23 protein-coding genes are annotated in these 23,232 nt (G+C 62.3%); 19 read left to right on the plus strand and 4 right to left on the minus strand.

Annotated elements, in window-relative coordinates; translation table 11 throughout:
• Positions 1 to 103 precede the first annotated feature (103 nt).
• The 8 genes from J2858_RS07245 to J2858_RS07280 all read left to right on the plus strand — a co-directional run bounded on the left by J2858_RS07245 (position 104) and on the right by J2858_RS07280 (position 6,715).
• Positions 104 to 781 carry an MtnX-like HAD-IB family phosphatase gene (locus J2858_RS07245; RefSeq protein ID WP_210104017.1) on the plus strand — a complete coding sequence of 226 codons (678 nt, stop codon included), beginning with the start codon at positions 104 to 106 and terminating at the stop codon, positions 779 to 781.
• Positions 782 to 793: 12 nt separating this feature from the next.
• Positions 794 to 2,206 (plus strand): aspartate aminotransferase family protein, encoded by a 1,413-nt coding sequence (locus J2858_RS07250; protein ID WP_210104018.1) that lies wholly within the window; start codon positions 794 to 796, stop codon positions 2,204 to 2,206.
• Between the two features lie 4 nt (positions 2,207 to 2,210).
• On the plus strand, positions 2,211 to 3,164 hold the full coding sequence (locus J2858_RS07255) for an arginase family protein (RefSeq protein ID WP_210104019.1): 954 nt from the start codon (positions 2,211 to 2,213) through the stop codon (positions 3,162 to 3,164).
• The gene (locus J2858_RS07260; protein WP_210104020.1) at positions 3,161 to 3,511 is read left to right on the plus strand and encodes a permease; all 351 of its coding nucleotides are present in this window, start codon (positions 3,161 to 3,163) and stop codon (positions 3,509 to 3,511) included. Before J2858_RS07255 ends, J2858_RS07260 begins: the two co-directional genes overlap by 4 nt.
• Positions 3,508 to 4,383 carry a fatty acid desaturase family protein gene (locus J2858_RS07265; protein ID WP_210104021.1) on the plus strand — a complete coding sequence of 292 codons (876 nt, stop codon included), beginning with the start codon at positions 3,508 to 3,510 and terminating at the stop codon, positions 4,381 to 4,383. Before J2858_RS07260 ends, J2858_RS07265 begins: the two co-directional genes overlap by 4 nt.
• Entirely contained in the window at positions 4,373 to 5,191 is an 819-nt protein-coding gene (locus J2858_RS07270) for an alpha/beta hydrolase (RefSeq protein WP_210104022.1), read from the plus strand. Before J2858_RS07265 ends, J2858_RS07270 begins: the two co-directional genes overlap by 11 nt.
• A gap of 70 nt (positions 5,192 to 5,261) precedes the next feature.
• A complete protein-coding gene (locus J2858_RS07275) occupies positions 5,262 to 6,338 on the plus strand; it encodes a GNAT family N-acetyltransferase (protein WP_245365562.1) in 1,077 nt (358 codons plus the stop codon).
• Positions 6,339 to 6,343: 5 nt separating this feature from the next.
• On the plus strand, positions 6,344 to 6,715 hold the full coding sequence (locus J2858_RS07280; RefSeq protein WP_210104170.1) for an EamA family transporter: 372 nt from the start codon (positions 6,344 to 6,346) through the stop codon (positions 6,713 to 6,715).
• 19 nt (positions 6,716 to 6,734) lie between these two features.
• Here J2858_RS07280 and J2858_RS07285 read toward each other — a convergent pair whose 3' ends face one another.
• Positions 6,735 to 7,592, minus strand: coding sequence for a MipA/OmpV family protein (locus J2858_RS07285; protein WP_245365563.1), 858 nt, complete (start codon positions 7,590 to 7,592; stop codon positions 6,735 to 6,737).
• Between the two features lie 150 nt (positions 7,593 to 7,742).
• Positions 7,743 to 8,051: a hypothetical protein gene (locus tag J2858_RS07290; RefSeq protein WP_210104024.1), complete on the minus strand. Its 309-nt coding sequence runs from the start codon at positions 8,049 to 8,051 to the stop codon at positions 7,743 to 7,745.
• Between the two features lie 383 nt (positions 8,052 to 8,434).
• On the opposite strand from J2858_RS07290, the gene J2858_RS07295 reads away from it, so the two are divergent.
• The 11 genes from J2858_RS07295 (at position 8,435) to eutC (ending at position 20,840) form a co-directional block, all read left to right on the plus strand.
• Positions 8,435 to 10,018, plus strand: coding sequence for an ABC transporter substrate-binding protein (locus J2858_RS07295; protein WP_210104025.1), 1,584 nt, complete (start codon positions 8,435 to 8,437; stop codon positions 10,016 to 10,018).
• Between the two features lie 71 nt (positions 10,019 to 10,089).
• Positions 10,090 to 11,070, plus strand: coding sequence for an ABC transporter permease (locus J2858_RS07300; RefSeq protein WP_210104026.1), 981 nt, complete (start codon positions 10,090 to 10,092; stop codon positions 11,068 to 11,070).
• Positions 11,070 to 11,990, plus strand: coding sequence for an ABC transporter permease (locus J2858_RS07305; RefSeq protein WP_210104027.1), 921 nt, complete (start codon positions 11,070 to 11,072; stop codon positions 11,988 to 11,990). Before J2858_RS07300 ends, J2858_RS07305 begins: the two co-directional genes overlap by 1 nt.
• Positions 11,987 to 13,822 carry a dipeptide ABC transporter ATP-binding protein gene (locus tag J2858_RS07310; protein ID WP_210104028.1) on the plus strand — a complete coding sequence of 612 codons (1,836 nt, stop codon included), beginning with the start codon at positions 11,987 to 11,989 and terminating at the stop codon, positions 13,820 to 13,822. Before J2858_RS07305 ends, J2858_RS07310 begins: the two co-directional genes overlap by 4 nt.
• A gap of 59 nt (positions 13,823 to 13,881) precedes the next feature.
• A complete protein-coding gene (locus tag J2858_RS07315; RefSeq protein ID WP_210104029.1) occupies positions 13,882 to 14,643 on the plus strand; it encodes a DeoR/GlpR family DNA-binding transcription regulator in 762 nt (253 codons plus the stop codon).
• Entirely contained in the window at positions 14,636 to 15,928 is a 1,293-nt protein-coding gene (locus J2858_RS07320; protein WP_210104030.1) for a Zn-dependent hydrolase, read from the plus strand. Before J2858_RS07315 ends, J2858_RS07320 begins: the two co-directional genes overlap by 8 nt.
• A complete protein-coding gene (locus J2858_RS07325; protein WP_210104031.1) occupies positions 15,925 to 16,890 on the plus strand; it encodes a phosphotransferase family protein in 966 nt (321 codons plus the stop codon). The genes J2858_RS07320 and J2858_RS07325 overlap by 4 nt, the downstream gene beginning before the upstream one ends.
• Positions 16,891 to 16,917: 27 nt before the next feature.
• Complete coding sequence (locus J2858_RS07330) at positions 16,918 to 17,853, plus strand: choline/ethanolamine kinase family protein (protein WP_210104032.1); 936 nt, start codon at positions 16,918 to 16,920, stop codon at positions 17,851 to 17,853.
• A complete protein-coding gene (gene hisN / locus J2858_RS07335) occupies positions 17,853 to 18,653 on the plus strand; it encodes a histidinol-phosphatase (protein WP_210104033.1) in 801 nt (266 codons plus the stop codon). Before J2858_RS07330 ends, hisN begins: the two co-directional genes overlap by 1 nt.
• Positions 18,650 to 20,041: an ethanolamine ammonia-lyase subunit EutB gene (locus tag J2858_RS07340; RefSeq protein ID WP_210104034.1), complete on the plus strand. Its 1,392-nt coding sequence runs from the start codon at positions 18,650 to 18,652 to the stop codon at positions 20,039 to 20,041. The genes hisN and J2858_RS07340 overlap by 4 nt, the downstream gene beginning before the upstream one ends.
• A gap of 10 nt (positions 20,042 to 20,051) precedes the next feature.
• The gene (gene eutC, locus J2858_RS07345; RefSeq protein ID WP_210104172.1) at positions 20,052 to 20,840 is read left to right on the plus strand and encodes an ethanolamine ammonia-lyase subunit EutC; all 789 of its coding nucleotides are present in this window, start codon (positions 20,052 to 20,054) and stop codon (positions 20,838 to 20,840) included.
• Positions 20,841 to 20,965: 125 nt separating this feature from the next.
• Here eutC and J2858_RS07350 read toward each other — a convergent pair whose 3' ends face one another.
• Together J2858_RS07350 and J2858_RS07355 are read right to left on the minus strand one after the other, a co-directional pair.
• Positions 20,966 to 22,219, minus strand: coding sequence for a glycerate kinase type-2 family protein (locus J2858_RS07350; RefSeq protein ID WP_210104035.1), 1,254 nt, complete (start codon positions 22,217 to 22,219; stop codon positions 20,966 to 20,968).
• Positions 22,209 to 23,231: a LacI family DNA-binding transcriptional regulator gene (locus tag J2858_RS07355; RefSeq protein WP_210104036.1), complete on the minus strand. Its 1,023-nt coding sequence runs from the start codon at positions 23,229 to 23,231 to the stop codon at positions 22,209 to 22,211. Before J2858_RS07355 ends, J2858_RS07350 begins: the two co-directional genes overlap by 11 nt.
• Position 23,232 lies beyond the last annotated feature (1 nt).

The following is a 23,232-nucleotide window of genomic DNA, read 5'->3' on the forward strand; positions in this document are numbered from 1 at the left end:
CGCTGCCCTATCCTGTCCTGACGAATTCAGTTTCGCTTCATCTTCGTCTCATCCTGCTTTCAGCAGCCCGCGCTAGACCCTTCATCGACAGAAGGAGAATGCGATGCAGGTGTTTTGCGATTTCGACGGGACCATTTCCAAAAAGGATGTGACCGATCTCGTGCTGCAGCAGTTTGCGCTGCCCGAATGGCACGCCATCGAGGATCAATGGACCGCCGGCAGGATTACCTCCGCCCAGTGCATGGAGCGCCAGGTCCGGCTCATCCGCGCCGAGCGCGACACGATCGACGCCTTTCTCGATACGGTCGAGATCGATGAAGGCTTCGTTGCCTTCCGCGATTTCTGCCGTGCCCATGGCCTGCCGCTCACCATTGTCAGCGACGGGGTTGCGTATTTCATCCGCCGGGTCCTGTCGCGCCACGGCATGCCCGACATTCCCGTCATCGCCAACCGTCTCGTCGCCTCGGCGGCATCCGGCGGTCTTGATCTCGCCTTTCCCTTCATGCGGGCAGATTGCGCCGCAGGCTCGGGCGTCTGCAAATGCGCGGTCGTCTCCCCCTCGCCCCACAGCATCTATGTCGGCGACGGGCGCAGCGATTTCTGCGTGTCCCGCATGGCGACGGCTGTCTTTGCCAAGGCGAAGCTCGCCGATTACTGCGCAAGCCAGCGCATCGCCTTCATTCCCTACGACGGATTTGCCGATGTTCAGGCCTCCGTCGCCGCCATGCTTTCCACCCCCTCCAGGCAGCCGTTTGCGCGGCCCCTGGCAAAATCTGCGTGAGAAGAGGTTTCCATGCGCTCCAACCTTAAACTGGCCAAACCGGCAGTGCCCGCCCTCAGCGAAGACGAATTGCGTCATCTCGAGGAGACCTATTGCTCCCATGGCGATACCGTCCATTACACGGACAAGCCGAAATTCTTCAGCGGCTGCGAAGGCTCCTTCGTCTATGATGCAACCGAGACGCCGTTCCTTGATCTGCAGATGTGGTACTCGGCGGTCAATTTCGGCTATCGCAACGAGCGCCTGAATGCGGCCGCCCACCGCCAGCTGGATTGCCTGCCGCAGGTGGCGTCGCAGTATCTGCACCGCGAGAAAGTGGAGCTGGCAGCGCTCATCGCGCGCGATGCGGAAGAGAAGTTCGGCCACAAGGGCCGCGTGCATTTCAACGTCGGCGGCTCGCAGGCCATCGAAGACTCGCTGAAGCTTGTGCGCAACTATACCGGCGGCAAGAGCCTGATGTTTGCCTTCGAGGGCGGCTATCACGGCCGCACGCTGGGGGCGACCTCGATCACGTCGAGCTATCGCTATCGCCGCCGCTACGGCCATTTCGGCGAGCGCGCGCAGTTCATCGAGTTCCCCTACCACTTCCGCGGCCCCAAGGGCATGTCGAAGGAGGAATACGGCCACGCCTGCGTGCAGAAATTCGCCCGCCTGTTCGAGAGCGAGTATAACGGCGTCTGGGATCCGAAGGCCGGCAAGTCGGAATATGCCGCCTTCTACATCGAGCCGATCCAGGGCACTGGCGGCTATGTCATTCCGCCGATGAACTTCTTCAAGGAGCTGAAGAAGGTTCTCGACGACCACGGCATTCTCCTGGTGGTGGACGAGATCCAGATGGGCGTCTACCGCACCGGAAAACTGTGGTCGATCGAGCATTTCGGCGTATCGCCGGACGTGCTGGTCTTCGGCAAGGCCATCACCAACGGCCTCAACCCGCTTTCGGGCATCTGGGCCCGGGAAGAGATGATCAACCCGACCATCTTTCCGCCCGGCTCCACCCACTCGACCTTCGCGTCGAACCCGATGGGCACGGCTGTCGCGCTCGAAACCCTCAGGATGGTGGGTGAAACGGATTTCGGCGCCGGCGTGATGGAAAAAGGTGCCCGCTTCCTCGACGGCCTGAAGGATCTGCAAAGCCGCCACGCCATCGTCGGCGAGGTCGACGGGCTGGGGCTTGCTTTGCGCATGGAGATCTGCAAGTCCGACAGCTACACGCCGGACAAGGCCACGCTCGACTGGATGTCGGACGAGGGCATGAAGGGCGATCTTCTGGTGGATGGCCGCAAGTATGGTCTGGTGCTGGATGTCGGCGGCTACCACAAGAATGTCATCACCCTTGCCCCGAACCTGATGATCTCCCATGCCGAGATCGATCTGGCGCTGGTTCTGCTCGACCAGTTGCTGACGCGCGCCGAACGGAGGTAGGACGGTGCAACTCCTTCTTCTTCATCTCGATGATGCGTTGGAGTTGCAGCCCGGCTTCGTGCAAGCCTGCCTGATGGCCGGTGCGCACGAGATCGCCGCCAAGGACAGCGGCCGCGCCATCCGCCTTTGGGGCAGAGAGCCGGGGCTCGATGCGCTCTGGCAGGCGCTGTGCCGCACCCCGCCGAAAAGGACCGGGGGCGCACGGCTCTCCTTCATGGGGTCCGGCGATTTTCATCACGTCACGGCGCTGCTCCTTGCGGCAGCGCTGGAGACAATGACGCAACCGGTGACGGTCATCCACATCGACAACCATCCGGACTGGGTGCATTTCCAGAGCGGCATGCATTGCGGATCCTGGGTGAACCGCGCGCTGGCGCACCCTCTTGTCAGGAAGGTGATCACGCTTGGCGTGTGCAGCGACGATCTGACGTCACCGGAGAAAAAGGGGGCCAACCTGTCCCTGCTGGCAGGCGGCGGGCTGGAGCTTTACCCATACCGGCACGCGCCGAGCAAGGTGCGCCGCACCTACGGCTGCGGCCCGGGCTTTCGCCAGGTCGACGGTGCGCTTCACTGGCAGTCGATCGCCGATCTGGGCGAGGAGAACTTCATCGACCTGCTTCTGTCGCGCATCGACACCGAAGCCGTCTACATCACGCTCGACAAGGACGCGCTCTGCGCAGCCGATGCGGTGACCAACTGGGACCAGGGCTCGATGAGCCTGCCCTATGTGCTGGAACTGTTGCGCGCGATTGGCGAGCGCCACCGGGTTATCGGCGCCGATGTGACGGGCGATTACTCGGCGCCCGGCTATGGCGGCAGCCTCGCCACCCGCCTGCTGAAACAGGCCGAAGTGCTGATCGACCAGCCGCGCCGATCGTGCGACGTGCAGGCCATCCGCACCATCAACAGTGCGGCCAACCACGCGCTGCTCGAAGTGCTCTCGGAGGTGATGCCATGACCACGACGCTCTCCATCGGCACGCTGTCGCTGATCCTTTTCTGCATTGTTGCAGAAACGGGGCGCGAGCTGTGTTTCAAACTGGGGGCGGAAGGCACGCTTTTCCAGGCGCTGGCAAGGCCGGTCGTCTGGCTTGGCATTCTGTTCTGGGCCGTCGAACTGCTTGCCTGGACACGGGTGCTGGAAAAGGTGGCGCTGTCGGTCGCCTTTCCGCTGATGGCGCTGAGCTATGCGGCAATCGCTGCAGCGAGCGCCCTCGTCTTTAAGGAAATGATCAACCCGCGCCACGCACTCGGCATCGGCCTTGTGACGATCGGCGTGGTCTGTGTCGGAGCAACGGGACTATGAAAATCTTTGCGCATTCCAGATGGGATATCCTGCCGGTGCTTGCAGCCCTTGTGCACCTTGCCTTCAACATCACCCTGATCCTCGGCTTTGAAAGCCGCCCGCTCTGGCTGTCGGCCGTGCTCGGCGCGGTCTATGCCGTGTCGATCTCCTGGAACATCAACAGCATCTCCCACAACTTCATCCACACGCCCTATTTCCGGCCGCGCTGGATGAACTATGCCTTCAGCCTCTTGGAATCCGTCACCATCGGCTTTTCGCAGGTCTACTATCACTGGATTCACATGCGCCACCACTCGGGCAACAGCGACCGCCCGAACGAAAAGGGTGAAACAGTGGATCTTCTGTCCATCTACCGGCACGGCCGCAATGGCGAGCCGGAAAATGTCTTCTCCTACACCTTCCTCAGCTTCTTCCGCGACGATATCGGCGACATCCACAAGGCGATCGCAGCCAAGCGGCCCTTCGAAGCGAAGTTCGGCCGGTTCGAACTCTTCTCCTTCCTGGGCTTCGTGACGCTGGCGCTCCTCGTCGACTGGAAGGCCGTTCTGTTCTTCCTTCCCTTCTATTATCTCGGCAACTGCCTCTCCTCGCTCAACGGCTATTACGAGCATCTGAACGGTGATCCCGACGAGCCGATCGCCTGGGGTGTCAGCAGCCATAACAGCTTTTACAACTGGCTGTGGTTCGGCAATGGCTACCATGCCGAGCATCACTACCGGCCAAAGACCCACTGGACGAAGCTGCGTGCCTTCCATGATGAGATCAGGCAGGAGCAGGAGGCGGCCGGGACGCATGTGATCAGCACCTGCCACGCGCTCGGCTTCATGGCGCCGGAAAACCGCCAGCAGGAGGAAGCTCCCCATGCCGGCTGATGGACGCTCCTTCTTCCTGGAGGGCACCAATGGCCTGGGTATCGTCCTGGTCCACGGATTGACGGGGGCGCCCGCCGAGATGCGGCTGGTCGCCCGCCAATTCCATCGCCGCGGCTTCAGTGTCCACGCGCCGCTGCTCGCCGGCCACGGCGAGACGGCTGCCGTGCTGCGCCGCTCGCGCTGGCAGGACTGGCTGGACAGCGTCGAGACGGGAAGCGCCTGGCTTGGGGCACGCACCGATGCGGTGTTTGCGGCCGGAATCTGCGTCGGCGGCAAGCTTGCGATGATGGCGGCCTACCGCAATCCCGATCGCATCCGTGCCGTCGGCGTCTATTCGCCCTGCTTCAACTATGACGGCTGGGACGTTCCGCGCCATTACGCGCTGATCTCGCCCCATATCGGCTGGATCTCGCATATTCCCTTCCTGGACCGGCTGAACTTTCGAGAAACCGCCTCGCTTGGCATCAAGGATGCCCGCATGCGCCGCATGGTGGCCGGCATGACCGGTGAAGGCATGCTGGACAGCTTTCCCGGACGCGGCCTCGTGGAGATGTACAGGCTCGGGCGAGCGCTCAAAACACACCTGCCCGAAATCCGTACGCCGACCCTCATCCTGCATTCGCGCGAGGATGATCTGAGCGGCCCGACCCATGCCGAATATATTGCCGCCCATCTCGGCGGCAGGCGCGAGCTTCACTGGCTCGACGATAGTTATCACATGATCCATGTCGACCGGCAGCACCGGCAGGTGGCCGATCTGACGGCAGATTTCTTCGAGGCAGACCATGCGTCAAGCACTTGGAATTGACATTGCCGCCCCCTTGCCGCTCGCAGGCGCCACCTCAGCGTCCGCAGCCGCCGTCTTCAGCAGCATCCGCATGATCGGACGCGACGCGTGGAATACCTGCTTTGCCGGTGAAATCGAGACCTATGATTACCTGCTGGCTGTCGAGGAAGCCGGGCTCGACGGCTTTGACTGGCATTATGTCGTTGTGCGGGAAGGCGGCGAGATCCTGGCCGCCATGCCCATTTTCCTCTGCCACTACGCTCTGGAGACGACGCTGGAGGCCGGCCGTATCCGCCAGGCCATCGAGCGGATCCGCCGCATGGTCGATGGTTTTCTCAAATTTCGTCTGGCCTGCCTGGGCTCGCCCTGCACCGAGGCAGGCCTTGTCGGCTTTCATCCGCGCGTGGCAGCGGAGCGCCAGCCGGCCCTGTTTTGCGCCCTGCTCGACGCGTTCGAGGCCCATGCCTCTGCCAAAGGCTGTGCACTCACGGCTGTCAAGGACCTACCCCTGCCCTCGCACCTCCAGCCGACACTTCTGGCGCGCGGCTACAGCCCGGTTGACAGCATGCCGACGGCCTGGCTCGACATCGATTTCGACACGATCGAGGCCTATCTCGCCACTCTCTCACCGGGCACCCGCAAGGATATGCGCCGCAAGCTGCGCAGCCGCGACAGCGTGCGCATCGAATACACGACCGATTTCGGCCCCCTCCTGCCAAGGGTGATGGAACTTTATCGCCAGACGCGCGCGCGCAGCGAATGGCAGTTCGAGGCGCTGACGGGCGCCTATTTCGACGGTATCCTGAAGCGCATGCCGGACAATGCCTTCTGCGTTTTGTACTTCGTCGGAGACGAACTGCTGGCCGCCAATCTTCTGGTGCACGATGAAGACCGCCTCATCGACAAGTTCTTCTGCATGGATGCCGAGGCTGGAAGGCCCTACAATCTCTATTATCTGAGCTGGTTCACCAACCTTGATTACTGCCTGCGCCACGGGCTGAGCCGCTACCAGAGCGGACAGGCCTATTATCGCAACAAGGTGCGGCTCGGCAGCCAGCTGACGGAAAACGCGCTCTTCTTTCGCCACCGCAATCCGCTGATGCAGGTGATCCTGAGATGGGTCTCCGGATGGCTTGCCGCAGATGGCACCGAGGAGCATCCGGCGTGACCACCATGCGGACGCTCTGGCTTGCCGTGCCGTTTTTGAATGCGCTCCAGCAGATCCTGCTCAAGCTGAGCGCGCTTGATGCAGCACCGAAGAATGCCTCTGACACGGGCGCCTCCTGGCTGGCGCCCCTTCTCTCCTCGCCCTGGTTCCTGGCGGCGATCGGAGCGGAAATAGCCTGCTTTGGCATCTGGATGACGGTGCTTTCACATGTGGATCTGGCCAAGGCCTTTCCGCTGTCGGCCGTCAGCTATGTGCTCATCATGGCCACCGCCTGGTTTGCCTTCGGGGAACCCATACAGCCCCTTCAAGGGATGGGCAGCCTGCTCATCCTTGCCGGCACTTGGCTTATTGCAACGGCAAGCCGCCCTTCGGCCTGAACCGTTTTACGACAAGGCTTCAGAAGCGAACCGCAAAAGCCTTGGAGATGGAAATGCCGAAGACATTCTGGTTGCGGCTGCCGAAGGAAGAGGTGATGGGACTGTCGGCAGCATCGCCCGTCAGCCGATCGAAGCGGTTGTAGAACTCAACGGTCATATCCGGCGTCACGGCATAGGAGGCCGAGACGACGAAGCCCACGGATTGCAGCCCGCCTTCTGCCTGAAAGGACGGCAGGACGCCATTGGCCGCCGATTCCGCATCGGTCACCCCAAAATACTTGCGCATATAGGTCCGGTTGCCGAACGTGGCGCGCGGGCCTGCCGAAAGCAGCCATTTGTCATTTAGCGGCTGGAACCAGTCGGCGCCCAGAGCAATCACAAGCCCGGTATCATTGTTGAGCGCCTGCCGAATTTCGCTGCGCACCCGCAACCGATCCGCAATCGGCCAGCCCTGCGCAAAGAGACCGCCATCCACGCCCCAGTTGAGGGTACGCAGCCCCTTGAGGCGGCCGTCATCGCTGGTGGAGCGGCTATCGCGAAAGCCAAGCACCGGGCCGATCTCGATGCCCGCAATATCGAAAAGACCGTAATCGATATTGTCGTCGGCCGCGGAATTTTCAGCCGGTTCGCCAAAGCGGCGGATATCGAAGGAGGGCATGACGCTTGCGCCATAATGGGCAGCGCCTGGAAATTTCGGGCCGAGTTCACCGCTCGCGCCGATCGTGACAATCCACCCGCCCTGACCCGGATCAACCTCGTTCGCGGCATCAGACACATCTGTCGCGCCGGACGCACGATCCAAGGGAGCGGCAAGGACGGGGAAGGGCAACATCAGGGTCAAGAGGGCCAGGATGGCGCAAGGCGTAGTCCTGATCATTGCGAAACTCTTGACGCTGAACCTTTGGAAACCTTGTCTCATCCTGCGCTCAAGGTCAAGGCAGCACGCGCCGCCCTCCCACCGGCCTGACGCAGAACCGGTGCCGTGCACTGCATCCTGCCACAGAGCCGGGCGCGTGGGCGGACGCGGTTATCGCTCCGTGACCCGGATCGCGCCGGCGTCTGCAAGGCTGCGCGTCACGGTGTCCAGCGCGCGTTCGGCAATGTCGGCAGAGACTTCGATTTCTCCGGAAAGCGGCGCATCGTCGCGCGGCCCATTCTGATGGGACGCGTCTCCGCCCGAGGGCCTTGATCCCGTCGTATTGTCGGCGCCCACCGCCTGGACGAAGATGTCCGGCCTTGCAATGCCGTGCTGCTGCACCAGGTGCTCGACCGCCAGGTCCGCCTGCGCCCGCGTCTGGAATGTCGCCGTAACCGTCAGCGTCGTATCATCTGCCATCGCCTCGTCTCCTCAATCGTGTGTGTATGGGACGAAACGCGCAAAAGTCACAAGGGTTTCCGGGAGACTGCGAAGACCCGTGTGCATCATCCGCCGCGGCCGCGTTGAACAGGCCGCCAATAGGCCCCGCGTTTCTATGCCCCGCCCGATGTTTTCTGCAAGCGCGCTCCGTTTCGCCGAATTGCGATCACCAAGAGAGAGCTGACGAATACGGCACGCTGCACCAATTTGATGCTTGCTCGACCAAGAAACGGTCAAATCTCACAAAACTGGCCCATAAAACATGCTGGATTAGAGGCATAACAGCCCTGGCACGGTGTTTGCTTTGACTGTTTCGACCGTTTTTACTGATTTGGCGGTTTAACAGAAAAAAGGGGAACTCGATGGGTTCGCAATTCAATCGTCGTCGCTTCCTGCAAGGTGCTGCCGGTGCAGCCGCAGCCGCGGGATACATGCAGATCAATCCTGACTTCTTCATCTCGTCGGCCTTCGCGCAGACCGGCAAGACCATGACCTTTCTTTCGGCAGAGAACATCACAGGCAACTGGGATCCGACCGCCCATACGACGCTTTCGCAGAAGAACATCGAAGGCTTCGTCATGGGCTTTCTCACGCGAACGCCGATGAAGCTCGAGAAACCCGGCGACGTCGTCTACGAACTGGCAACCGACATCAAGCTTCTCGATCCCCACCGCCTACAGATCAAGCTGCGCCAGGGCATCGTCTTTCACGACGGCAAACCGTTCAAGGCCGAGGACGTCAAGGCCACCTTCGAGTATGGATCGCGCAGCGACCGGCCGGCGCAATGGTATCCCGGCCCGAGCGAAACGCTGACCATCGAGACGCCGGACGACTATACCGTCATCGTGGATACGTCTAAGGGCGGCTATCCGGCGCATCTCTTCATCTTCCTCGCCTCCTTCCTGCCCATCATGTCGGCAAAGGATGTGGCGGCTGGTCCGGGCGGCCCGCTGTCGCAGCGCCTCAACGGCACCGGCCCGTTCAAGTTCGTCGCGCAGCGCGGCAACGACACGGTGATGGAAGCCTTCGAAGGCTACTTCAAGGGCAAGCCAGCCATTCCCGGCATCAATTTCACCTTCACCGGCGATTCGACGACGCGAATGCTGTCGCTGATGAACGGTCAGGCGTCGATCGTCGAACGGCTGGAGCCGGAACAGGTGGATTCGATCAAGGACAACCCGGCGATCTACATCAACAAGGTGGTCTCCGTCGAAAACAAGTATCTCTGGTTCCGTTGCTCCAAGCCTCCCTTCAACGATCCCCGCATCCGCCTCGCCGCCTGCCATTCCATCAACCGCGACATGATCATGGAACTGATGGGCTCCGCCGGTCACGCCTCGTCGAACTTCGTGTCGCCCGTCAAGTTCGGTTACATCGACCTGCCGAACTATCCGAAATACGATCCCGAAAAGGCACAGGCGCTGCTGGCAGAGGCCGGCTTCCCGAACGGCAAGGGACTGCCACCGCTCGAATACATCACATCGGTCGGCTTCTATCCGAAAACCAAGGAATACGGCGAGATGATTACGGCCATGCTGCAGGAGCAGGGCTTCAACGTTAGCCTTACCGTGCTCGAGCCGGCAGCATGGAACGAACAGCTTTACCACCGTCCCGGCGGCGGTCCGGGCCACATGGTCGATTGCGGCTGGTCAACCGCCTCACCGGAGCCGGATCTGGTTCTGCGCACCCATTTCCATTCCTCCTCGCACCGCATCTGCGGCATCGAGGACAAGGATCTGGATGCGAGCCTCGACAAGGAGCGCAATGCGCCGACGCTGGAAGCCCGCCAGAAGGTCCTGCAGGAAGAAACCATGCCGCTGATCGCCGCCAAAATGCCAGCGCTATCGCTGTTCACCTCCGTGATGATCCACGCCATGCAGAAGGATTTCCAGGGCATGTACATCTATCCTGACGGATCGATCGACGCATCGAAGCCCGCCGCCTGACAGTGCTGACCCGCATGCCGCAGAGGCGCGGCATGCGGGTCTTCCCGTGACTCATCAAGCGGAACGACGACATGTTCACCGTGAATTTCCTGCTGCGTCGCCTTCTTCAGGGCATCATCATCATCTTCCTCGTGTCCCTGCTGATCTTCACCCTGCTGAGGGTCGTGCCGGGCGACCCGGTGCGCCTGATGGCCGGCGGCATGGCGCCTGAGGCCCTGATTGAGAAAATCGCCAAGGACATGGGCCTGCGCGATCCGATCCTCGTGCAGTTCGGTCGTTACATGGGAGGCGTGGTGCACGGCGACCTCGGCCAGTCCTTCGTGCGTCCAGCCAACGGTGCCTCGACCGGGGGTGCTACCTTCAACGACACCACGCGCGGCGAGCGCGCCAAGGTGTTCGACCTGATCTTCGAGGCCCTGCCGATGACCCTTCAGCTCGCAGCCGTAGCGCTTGTGATCGCGCTGGTATTCTCGGCGATCATCGGCATAGCCGGTGGTCTGGCAATCGGCCGATGGCCGGACAAGCTCGCCTTCTACATCTCCTCGATCTTCATCTCGCTGCCGAATTTCTGGCTGGGGATCGTGCTTGCGCTGCTGTTTTCGGTCAAACTCGGATGGCTGCCGGCCATCGGCTACAAGGGCTTTGCCTATACGATCCTGCCGGCGATCGTGCTGGCCGTGGAACTGTCGCCGGTGCTCATTCGCACGCTCGTCAGTTCCGTGTCGACCCAGATGATGGAGCCCTATGTCGCAGTCGGTCGGGTCCGCGGGCTCGGTCGCACCCGCATCATCTTCAACCATGCGCTGCGCAATGCGTCGGTGCCCCTGCTCAACCTGCTTGGCGTGCAGTTTTCGAGCCTGCTCGGCGGCGTCATCATCGTCGAATACATCTTCGATTATCCGGGCCTCGGGCTTTTGACCATCAATGCCGTGCTGCAGCGCGACTTCCCGCTCATCCAGGGCATCGCCATCGTCACCAGCGCCATTTTCGTTCTGATCAACATCGCCGTCGATCTCGTTGCAACCACCATCGATCCGAGGCTTGAATACTGATGTCCGTTCCATTGACACTCGACAGCCCGGTTTCGCCAAAAGTAGCCGCCCGTTCCATTGCGCGGCGCATTGTCGATCGCGCTGTCGCAACACCCGGCTTTCGCGTCGGCCTTGCGATCTTTCTGATCCTCGCACTGGCTGCCGCTCTCTATCCGGAACTGAGCGGCATAGACCCGACGAAGATGGACGTGCGCGCCCGCCTGTTACCGCCGCTGTTCATGGGTGAAAAGTGGAGCTGGCTTCATCCGCTCGGCACGGACCAGATCGGGCGCGACATGCTGGTGCGGTCGCTGGTCGGGCTGCGCTACTCCTTCCTCATCGGCCTCTCTTCCGTTGCGGTCACACTGATCATCGGCTGCTCGCTGGGCACGATCGCCGGCTATTTCGGCGGCCGCATCGACATGCTGATCATGCGGCTCACCGATGCGCAGCTGTCGATCCCGATGATCATTCTGGCGATTGCCGTGCTCGGCGTTTCCCGCCCCACCATTCCCGCCATCATCCTCGTGCTCGGCCTGTCGAACTGGCCCGTCTATGCCCGCATCATGCGCAGCATCGTGATGACGGAACGGCAGAGGGAATATGTGCGGGCGGCAAAGCTTGGCGGCTCCACGGATCTGCGCATCATCCTCGGCCTGCTGGTGCCGCTGCTTCTGCCACCCGTGATCTTCACCTCGGTGCTGGACGTCGCCCGCATGATGATCTTCGAATCCATCCTGGGCTTCCTCGGGCTCGGCGTGCAGCCGCCGACACCAACTTTCGGCAACATCATCGCCGATGGCCGGAAATACCTGCTCAACGCCTGGTGGATCGCCACCATGCCGGGTGTCTTTCTCGGGCTGACGCTCACCAGCATCAACCTCGTCGGCGCTTCGCTGGAACGGGCCCGCAACACCATTCACGGAGGGTCGGACCAATGAACCAGCCGCTTCTCGAACTGAAGGATCTGACCGTATCGGCAGGCCGAACCGACAAGGCAAGGACCATCCTCGACGGCATCTCCTTTTCTCTCGCCCCGCGGGAGATCGTCGGTGTTGTCGGCGCAAGCGGTTCCGGCAAGACGGTCTTGTCAAAGGCAGTCGTCAACTGGCTTGAGGCCCCGCTCGTTAAGCGATCCGGAACGGTTCTCTTCGAAGGCCGGGATATCTATGACCTGGCGGAAGGTGAAATGCGCGCGCTTCGACGGCGTGTTGCCTATGTTGGCGCCAATCCCATGGGCGCTCTCGATCCGACGCTTCCGGTTGGCGCCCAAATCGTCGAGAAAATCCGCGCGGTGATGCCGGGGACGTCGCGCGGCGAAGCGCAGAAGCGCACGATAGAACTGCTGGATGCCGTGCGCATTCCTTCGGCGCGCACCCGCTTCAATGATTACCCCTCCCAGTTTTCCGGCGGGATGATGCAGCGGGCTCTGATCGTCGATGCCCTTGCCACGAACCCCGCTCTGCTGATCGCGGACAATGTAACCCAGCCACTGGATGTCACGGTGGCCGCCCAGGTCATACGGCTGATGAAGGAATTGAGTGACGGCTTCGACACGGCTGTGCTCTTCGTATCCTCCTCCCTGCCCGTCGCCCGCGAGGCCTGCAGCCGCATCCTCGTGATGGAGCAAGGCCGCATCGTCGAGGAACAGGAAACAGAGCGACTGATTGCCGCCCCGGCTTCCCCCTATACCCGGGAACTGGTCGAGCAGACACCGAAGATCTGGATCGGCAAGCACGACCTGCCGCGCCTCAACGACAAGCGCGATGTGGTTCTGAGCCTGCGGGATGTCTCCCAAGTCTACAAGGTCAGAAAGAAAACCGGCTTCGGCGGCTTCAACCACGTGCGCGCGGTGCGCAACGTGACCTTCGATATCCGGCGCGGCGACAGCTTCGCCATCGTGGGTGAATCCGGATGCGGCAAGTCGACCCTGATGCGTCTTCTCAGCCGGCTGGAACTGCCGAGCGCCGGGCAGGTGCTTTACGGATCGGACGACACGGCAAAGCTCGCCGGCAAGGACCTCCTGGCCTTCCGCAAGAAGCTGCAGATGGTGCTTCAGGATCCGTTCGGCTCGCTGCCGCCGCGCACCTCTGTCGGCAAGATGCTGGAAGGACCGCTGCGCACCCATGGCTGGAAGGACGGCGCAGCGATCCGGGCGCGGGTATTGAAGGTGATGGCGGAGGTGGGGCTTCCGACTGAGCTTTACGAGGAATTGCCGCTGGGCCTCAGCGCCGGCCAGCGTCAGCGCATCAATGTTGCCCGCGCGCTCGTGCTGCAACCGGAAATCCTCATCATGGACGAGACCCTCTCGGCCCTCGACCAGACGGAACAGTTCAAGCTGCTCGATCTCTTTCAGACGCTGCAGCGGGAGTACGACCTGACCTACATCTTCATCTCGCACGATCTTGCAATGGTCCGGAAGGTCTGTAACCGCGTCGCGGTGATGTATCTGGGCGAGGTCTTCGAACTGGCGGACAACGAGCGTCTGTTCTTCGATCCCGGCCACCCCTACACGATGGCGCTTCTGAGCGCGATGCCGACGCTGGAAGAGCGCCGGTACCAGCCGGAGGATTGTCTTCTGGAGGGTGAGCCACCAAGTCCGATCGACATTCCGGCCGGTTGCAGCTTCAAGTCTCGCTGCCCGCATGCGATGGAGAAATGCGGCACGTTGCAACCGGCTCTCACCGTTCGCGGCAGCCAGGATTTTGCCGCCTGTCATCTCGTTGCCCCGCAGACGGCCGGCGGGGCGGGTGGCCGAGCGGTGTTAGTCTGAACACTGTCACGGCAGACCGTGTCGAATGCCGTGACGTCCCTGCAATCCAAGGTGCATTCATGAGTTTTACGGAAAACCGCCTCAAGGTCATTCTGGACGTGCTGAAGCAGAAGCAGCGCGTTACCGTCAAGGATCTTGCCGATCATCTGCAGGTGAGCCAGGAGTCGATCCGGCGCGATCTCAAGGAGCTTGAGGCCCGCGGCTATGCCCGTCGAGTCTATGGCGGAGCCGTTCTGGAACAGCAGGAAAGCGACCAGCCCTTCTCCGACCGCCTTCGGGTGAGCGCCCGGGAGAAGGCCCGGATCGGTGAGGCCGCCGCCGCACTGGTCGAAGACGGCATGAAGGTCTTCATCGATACGGGCACGACCACGATTGCCTGCCTGCGGCATCTGGAAGCGCGCAAGGACATCACCATCGTCAGCAATTCTCTGGCCGTTGCCGCGCATTTCTTCCATATGCCGCACGCGAGCGTGCGCGTGCTCGGCGGGCGCATGCGCCCGGAGTATCAGGCGACCTATGGCCACGAGACGGTGACTGCGCTGAAGGAGCACTTCTTCGATCTGGCCATCATCGCCATCAGCGCCATACACGCCGAGCGCGGCTTCATGGATTTCGGCGAGGACGAAGCGATCCTGCGGCGTGTCGCCAAGGCGCAGGCCAAGCGCTCGGTCGTCGTCGCCGATAGCTCCAAGTTCGGCCGCCTCGGCTCCATCCATACCTTTGGCCTTACCGATATCGACGCTGTGGTGACGAGCGGCGTGATGGCCAAGGAGTTTTCAGACCAGTTCAATCAATCCAACGTGGACATCATACATGCCTGACGCCGCCTCCGCTTCCTCGACCCCGATCAATGCCGAACGGCTCCAGTCGCTCATGGAGGCCGTGTCCGCCTTCGGCGGTGGGCCGGATGGTTCCATGACACGCCTCACGCTTTCCCGGGAAGACGGCATGGCCCGCGACTGGCTCGGCCGCTGGTTTTCCGAAAACGGCTTCGTCCAGGCCGTGGACCCCATCGGCAACCAGTTCGGCAAGATGACGCTTGCAGGCCCGAATGCACCGGTCATCATGGTGGGATCGCATATCGACAGTCAGCCGAATGGCGGCCGTTTCGACGGGGCGCTCGGGGTGATCGCGGCCTGCGAAGCGGTTCTGTCCGTCACGGAGCGCCTGAAGGCAGAGGGGCGTCTCTCCGCCTGCAACTTCCAGGTCGTCAACTGGACGAACGAGGAAGGCGCACGCTTTCAACCGAGCCTTCTCGGCAGCAGTGTCTTTTCCGGCGCAGCAGACCTTGAATGGGCGCTCGAGCGCACCGACGGCAACGGCATTACCGTTCGCGAGGCGCTGAACGAGATCGGCTATGCCGGTAAGGACAAGGTCGAGATCCCGGAAGCGCTGATCGAGCTGCATATCGAGGGCGATACGACCCTGTGCCGGGCCGGCGAACGTTTTGGCATTTTTACCCGCTTCTGGGGAGCCACCAAATATCGTGTGGCCTTCCTCGGCCGACAGGCCCACACAGGCGCAACCCCGATGGCGGACCGGAAGGATGCGCTCCTCTCTGCCGCCTACCTGATTGCAGATCTCAAGCAGATGTCCACCGAATACGGTCTGGACCTGCACACCTCGGTCGGCCGTCTTGAGGTGTATCCAAATTCGCCGAATGTGGTGCCGGCCGAGGCCGTGCTGTTCATCGAACTGCGATCGGGTTCGCCAGAGGTGCTGGCCGAAGCGGAACGCAAGATGCAGGTCGGCATTGAAGAGGCCGCTTTGAAGGCTAGCGTGACCTTCGAGGTTCGCGCGATCGACCGGCGCAAGGCGGGAGCGTTCGCACCCGGCCTGGTGATGCTTGCGGAACGTGCAGCGGCAAGGCTTGGCGAGAGTGCCCGTCATCTCGATACCATCGGCGGGCATGATGCCGTGGCGATGTCCGCAGCCTGCCCCTCCGTCGTTCTGGCCGTGCAGAGCCGCGACGGCGTGATCCATCATCCGACCGAATTCACCTCACCGGAGGATCAAGCCTTGGGAACGCAGATTCTGGCGGACATGCTCTACAGCATTGCCTGTGACGGCCTGCAGGCTGCCGAACTGAGCGAGGCTGCGCAATGAAGACACCCGGATCTCCCGAAAGCCCGTTGGAAAGCCGCGCAGAGGCAGCGCTTGCTGCCTTTTCCGAGATCGTCGGCTCCACGCCACGCTATGCGCCTCTCGTCCCGGCGGTTGCGTCTCCGTCCTATCATGCGGTCGAATCCGCAAGTTTTGCGGTGTCTCCGGCAGAGGGAGCCCCCTCGTTCTTCCTGCGTCTTGGCCTTGACGAGGTTGCCGATCTCGTCGATGACGCCGCCGCCTTTGCGGCCGCCATCCGTTTCCATCATCTGGGTCTCTCGCCACAACCGTTGGTCCGTGATGTCGAGACGCGCAGCGTGCTTTTTGCCCGTCTCGACGAGGGTTGGCGAGCCGCGAGAATCGATGATCTGATACGAACGGAACGGGTGTCGCGTCTGATCGAGATCCAGAAGGAGATCGCGGCGGGCGCCTTGCTCGGGCGCTCCTGGTCTGTCTTCGACGGGATCACGGAGCTTTGGACAATCGCTGTGCGGGACGGAGGCGACCTCCCCGGCGACACGGACTGGATGCTTTCCTGGACAGAAACGATCCGCGAGGCGGTCACGGCATCCGGCATCGACATCAGGCCGGCCCATGGCGATCCGCACGCGTCCAATGTGATGCTGGGCTCGAACGGGGCGCTTTGCCTTGTGGACTTTGACATGGCCGGCGACATGGATCCCTATTACCAGCTCGGGGTCCAGATGAACGAACTTTACCAGTTCGAAAGCCAGATGAAGCCGCTGCTGGAAATGCATGACGGCAGCTTCAGCGACAAAGCCTTCAACCGTTGCCGTGTCTATGCGGCCGCCGATGATTTCTACTGGGCCTTGCGCAGCCTGGTGCTTGAGCTGCGCTCGCCCCCGCGCGGTATCGAGTTTCTGAAATATGCCAACTGGCGCTTTCTCAGATGTCGCATGCTTCTCGGACACCCCGACTTCGAAGCCCGTCTGAGAGCGCTCTGAGCAGAACAAAAAAAGGGGAACGAGGCAATGAACGAACTGGGAATGGCACGCTCCGATGCCGAACGGGCGCTGGAGGCGGCAATCGTAAAGGTGGAGGCATGGAGCGGCCGTCGCCTGCGCTACCGGCCGGTATCGGGCGGGATCAGCAACACCAATTTCCGCATCGATGTAGAAGGGCATGAACGCGACTATTTTCTGAAGATCCCAGGTCGCGGTACCGAAATGTTCATCGACCGCAAGGCCGCAGCGGTCGCCAGCAAGCAGGCGGAAGCGATCGGCGTCGGCCCCCGGACATTCGACTATCTGAGCCACCTCGATATCGAGATCGCCGAATTCATCGAAGGCCGCCGCCCCTCGACGCATCGCGATTTCGCCGATCCAGACATCCGCAACGCTGCCGTCCGCCTTTACCGACAGTTTCACGAAGCACCTGCTCTGCCGCTGACGAAGACCGTCTTCGACATGATCGAGGAGCATTTTGCCCAGGTGCGCGAGCTCGACGGCTACTGGCCACCGGATCACGCATGGCTTTACCGCTCCTACAGGCAGGCTCGTGCCGCGCTGGAGGCGTCCGGCCTCGACCTCGTTCCCTGCTTTAACGATCCGATGCCCGGCAACTTCCTGATCGGCGACGACAAATCGATCAAGCTGATCGATTTCGAGTATGCATCGAACAACGAAAGGCTCTATGACCTCGCCATCTGGAGCGGCGAGATGTTCTTTTCCGAGGAAATCGACCGCACCATTATCGAAGAATATTTCGGACATTATGATGCGTCCCGGCATGCCCGCTTCATCGTCCACAAGGCGCTCGCCGACATCAAGTGGAGCACCTGGGCCATGGTGCAGAACCGGATTTCGACGCTCGATTTCGATTTTTACAAATACGGCATCTGGAAGCATATGCGTGCACGCTCGATCATCCACGACCCCCGCTGGCCCCTCTTCCTGAAGGCACTTTAATGCCCCTCGTCTCCATTGATCCGGTCGAGGCGGACGCCTACATGACCTTTGCGGAAGAGCTGGCGGATGCCGTGCGTCCTTTGGCGCTTTCCTATTTTAGAACCCCGCTCGACATCATCTCCAAGTTGGATGAGAGCCCCGTCACCATTGCTGACCGCACCATCGAAAAGCAGCTTCGGGCGATGATCGAGGCCCGTTTTCCAGACCACGGCATGTATGGCGAGGAGATGGGGATCAAGCAAGGCAATGCCTTCACTTGGGTGCTCGATCCGATCGATGGCACCAAGAGCTTCATCACCGGCTTTCCGCTGTTCGGCACGCTGATTTCGCTCACCCTGGACGAAAAACCCTTCTTGGGGCTGATCGACATCCCGGCAACCGGAGAGCGCTGGCGAGGCCTGCCCGGACAGACCCTGTTTGGCAGTGAGAAAGCCCGAAGCAGCGGATGCGAACGCCTGGCGGACGCGCGCTTCTATACAACCTCGCCCGACATGTTTTCGGGCGCGGACGCCGAATGTTTCTCAAACCTCTCGCGCCAGGCGAAGCTTCGGCGGTTCGGCGGCGATTGCTACATCTACGGCCTCATCGCATCGGGCCACTGCGATATTGCGATGGAGACGGGTCTCCAGCCTTACGACTACATGGCGCTCGTGCCCGTCGTGACCGGCGCGGGCGGCTGCATCACCGATTGGCGGGGAAACGCCCTGTCATTCCAGTCCGACGGACGGGTTCTGGCATCGGCTACACCGAAGCTGCACGACGAGGCCCTGACGCTCCTTAACCGGTATTTTCGACAATGACCTACAAGACGACGATCGAGCAGACGGTTTTTCGCTTCGACGACCTGAAAACCCTGCTTGCCAAGGCCACGCCGGAGCGATCCGGTGATCAGCTGGCGGGACTTGCCGCTGAGGGGCCGGTCGAACGGCTGGCCGCACAGATGGCGCTGGCCGACCTGCCGCTCACGGCCTTTCTCGGCGAGGAACTGATCCCGGCCGAGGACGACGAAGTCTCCCGCCTGATCATCGATCAACATGATCCGGCAGCCTTTTCGCTCATCTCGACACTGACTGTCGGCGAATTGCGGGAGTGGCTGCTGCGGCCGGAGACGACGCAGAGGCAGCTGGAAGCCGTCACCTGGGGGCTGACGCCCGAAATGGTCGCGGCCGTCTCGAAGATCATGCGGCTGCAGGATATGATCACGGTTTCAGCCAAGCGCCAGGTGGTCACCCGCTTCCGCAACACGATCGGCCTTTCAGGCCGGCTTTCGACGCGCAACCAGCCGAACCACCCGACTGATGACAGCCGCGGCATCATCGCCTCGGCCATCGACGGCCTGCTGATGGGCTCTGGCGATGCAGTGATCGGCGTAAACCCCGCAACCGACAGCACCGAGGATTACATCCGCATCGTGTCGCTGCTCGACGAATTGCGCGAGAAGCTCGCGATCCCCACCCAGACCTGCTGCCTCGGCCACGTGACGACGGCCATCGAGGCGATTGAAAGACGTGCGCCCGTCGATCTCGTCTTCCAGTCGGTTGCGGGGTCAGAGAAGGCCAATCGCGGCTTCGGCGTCGATCTTGCCCTGTTGCGGGAGGCGCACGGGGCCGGCCGGTCGCTGAAGCGCGGTCTGCCGGGCGCCAGCATCATGTATTTCGAGACGGGTCAGGGCGCGGCACTCTCTTCGGATGCGCATTTCGGCGTGGACCAGCAGACCATGGAAGCCCGCGCCTATGCAGTGGCGCGCGAATTCGATCCGCTGTTGGTCAATACGGTCGTCGGTTTCATCGGTCCGGAATATCTCTTCAACGGCAAGCAGATCATCCGGGCCGGGATCGAGGACCACTTCTGCGGCAAGCTGCTCGGCCTGCCGATGGGGGTGGATGTCTGCTACACCAATCACGCCGATGCCGACCAGGAAGACATGGATACGCTGCTGACGCTGCTCTGCGCCGCCAACGTCAATTTCGTCATCACGGTGCCCGGCGCCGACGACATCATGCTGAACTATCAGTCGCTGTCGCATCACGACGCGATCTATTGCCGAGAGACGCTGAAGCGGCCACCCGCACCGGAATTCGAAGCGTGGCTTGCCGAGATCGGACTGACGGACCGGGACGGCAGGCTGCGCGGCATGCCGGCCGCCCTGTCGCACTATGTTCAAGACAGCCTGCTGATCGGAGCCTGACATGGGACGGATGATTGACGCGCGCAAAGCCACGCAAATCGCGCCCTCTGAAGACGAACCCGTGCTCGACCTTCGGGCAATGACCAATGCGCGCGTGGCGCTGGGACGCCACGGCTCAGGGCAGCCCACACGGGCGCAGCTGTCCTTTCAGCTCGACCATGCCCGAGCCCGCGAAGCCGTCTGGCGCAGCGTCGATACGCAGGCGCTTGGCGAGCGGCTGAACCGGGCTGGCCTCTCCGTCATCAAGGTGGAAAGCCAGGCTGCCGATCGCAGCATCTATGTGCGCCGGCCCGATCTCGGCCGACTGCTGACCCCGCAGTCTGTGGATCGCCTCCATAAGGCAGCCGCAGACAGCACGTACGATATCGTGATCGTCGTAGCGGACGGGCTGTCATCGAGCGCGGTCGATCTCAACGCGATTCCGCTGATCGAGGCGCTCGTGCCGAAGCTTCACTCCCTCGGCCTTGCAATTGCACCGGTCGTCCTGGCGAACCAAGCCCGTGTTGCGCTCGGCGACCCCGTCGGCGAGGCGCTGGGCGTGCGGCTGACAATCCTGATGGTCGGCGAGCGCCCCGGCCTCTCGGCCTCTGACAGCCTCGGCGTCTACCTGACCTATGACCCAAAATCCGGCACCCCCGATTCCGGCCGCAACTGCATCTCCAACATTCGCGAGGGCGGCATGACCATTAGCGAGGCGGCAGACCTGATCACAAGCCTCATCCGCGACATGATCCAAACCCGAGTCAGCGGCGTCGCATTGAAGGCTGCAGTGGGCAAACACCTTGATTCGCAAGGCTGAACTGCGTGCCTCGCGAGGGCGATATGCTCGGAGCACCACGCACGGCATTTAGGGGGCTGCTCGGCAAGGTCAAAATTGCAACCGCCCGCCGTGCCCTGATGCATCGGACACCGATCGGATACCCGTCAGCGACCAATGGATATCGCACGGAAATCGTTGACATTGGTCAGCGTCGGGCCTGTCACGACCTGACTGCCAATCGCGGCGAAGAAGCTGTGCGCATCGTTGGCGGCAAGGGCCGCCTGCGGATCGACACCGGCAGCGCTGGCCAATCCAAGCGTTTGCGGTCCGATGACCGCGCCCGCCACCTCGGCCGCGCCATCGACGCCGTCGGTATCGCAGGCAATTGCGTGAATGCAGTCCTCCCCCTTCAGCGCAAGCGCCAGGGCGAGGCAGAATTCGGCGTTCGGTCCGCCGACACCGTCGCCGCGCCGGGTGACGGTCAGTTCGCCGCCGGACAGCAGGAGAACGGGGCGATCCCCGGGGTGACGCGAAGCGCGGATCTTGAGGGCGAGTTCCGCCTGCGCGCGTCCCACATCACGGGCCTCGCCCTCCAGCGCATCGCCGAGCAGGCGCACATCATATCCCGCGCTTTCAGCCAGTGCGGCAGCCGCCGCGAGCGACTGTTTCGGCGCGGCATAGATGACGTTTTCGACGCGGGAAAGGCGCGGATCTTGCGGCGTCAGAACCCGTGGAGGCGCGGCAAGGGCGGCCCGGACACTTGCCGGAACCTCAACCTTCCACTGTTTCAGGATCGCCAGAGCGTCGTCAGGCGTGGATGCATCGCCGACCGTCGGGCCGGATCCGATGAAGGCGGGATCGTCGCCCGGCACGTCAGAAATCAGAAGCGAAAGCATCTGCGCCGGATAGGCAGCAGCGGCCAGCTGTCCGCCCTTCACGCGGCTCAGATGCTTGCGCACGGTGTTCATCTTGTCGATTGGCGCGCCGGAGGCGAGCAGGGCTGCATTGACCGCCTGCTTCTCGGCCAAGCGGACCCCTTCGGCGGGCGCGACCAGAAGCGCAGATGCCCCACCTGAAATGAGCGCGAGGACGAAATCGCCCTCGCCTGCTGACTTCACAAGATCGAGCATGCGGGCCGTCGCATTAAGCCCGTTCTCATCCGGCACGGGATGCGCCGCTTCCACAATCTCGATGCCGCGGCAGGGCCGGCCATAGCCATAACGGGTAATGACCAGGCCCTCGCAAGGACCCCACGCCGCCTCGACCGCCTCGGCCATGCGGGCACTCGCCTTGCCAGCCCCGATGACGATCACACGGCCTTGCGGCCGCTTGGGCAGGAAGCGGGCAAGCGAGCGCATGGGATCTGCCACCTCCACCGCCTTGTCGAAAAGATGCCGGAGAAAAACTTCAGGTGTCATAGGTTGAACTACCCCCGCTGGAGTCGCGCACGATCAATTCGACGGGCCTTCGATGGTCGCTGATCGGCGCCTGGTTGTCTTCGAGCCAGTTGAGCACAGTCGAGGCAACCGCCTCGCCGAATCCGGCAATATCGCACCGCACCGTGGTGAGCGGCGGATAGACCTGCGCGCATTCCTCGATATCGTCGAAACCGACGATGCGGAAATCCTCGCCCACCTTGCGGCCGATGCGGGCGCAGCCGGACAACAGGCCGAGCGCCACCAGATCGGAGAAACAGATGGCCGCGTCGATGTCCGGATGGTCGCGCGTCAGGATCGCTGCCGCTTCGTGTCCAAATGCGCGGCTCGCGCGGCCAGACAGCACGAAGGGCTTCATGCCTGCCTCTGCCATCACCTCGAAGTAACCGGACATGCGCTCCTGCGCCACCGCCCGTCCCTCAAAGCCACCCACAAAGGCGACACGGCGCGCGCCAACTCTGACCAGATGCTCCGCCGCCAGGCGACTTCCGGACAGATAGTCGGGCGCGGCAAAGGGGAAGGTTTCGACGCGCGGATCGACCTTGCGCAGCACCTGCATGGCCGGAATGTTAGCGCGCGCAATAGCATCGAAGGTCGCGGCCTCCTCGCCATAGGCGGGCGAGATGATCAGTGCCGAAACGCCATGCTCGATGATGGCGGAAACGACCTGCGCCTGAATCACGGGGTCTTCATCCGTATTGGCAAGCACCGTCGCATAGCCACGCGCCGAAAGCGCCATCTGCAGCGAGGTGGCGAATTCCGTGAAGAAGGGATTTCTGAGGTCGTTGATGACGACCCCGATCAGACCGACATTGGCCGAGCGCAGATTGGCGGCCGAACGATTGTAGACATAGCCGAGCTTATCCATCGCCTCGCGGACCAGCACGCGCTTCTCCTCCCGCACCAGCGGGCTTTGCTGCAACACGAGGCTGACGGTGGATTTCGACACCCCCGCCTCGCGCGCCACATCGACGATGGTCGGTCTGCGCTCCATC

Origin of the sequence: Neorhizobium galegae (assembly GCF_017877135.1) — a bacterium.
GTDB lineage: Bacteria > Pseudomonadota > Alphaproteobacteria > Rhizobiales > Rhizobiaceae > Neorhizobium > Neorhizobium galegae_A.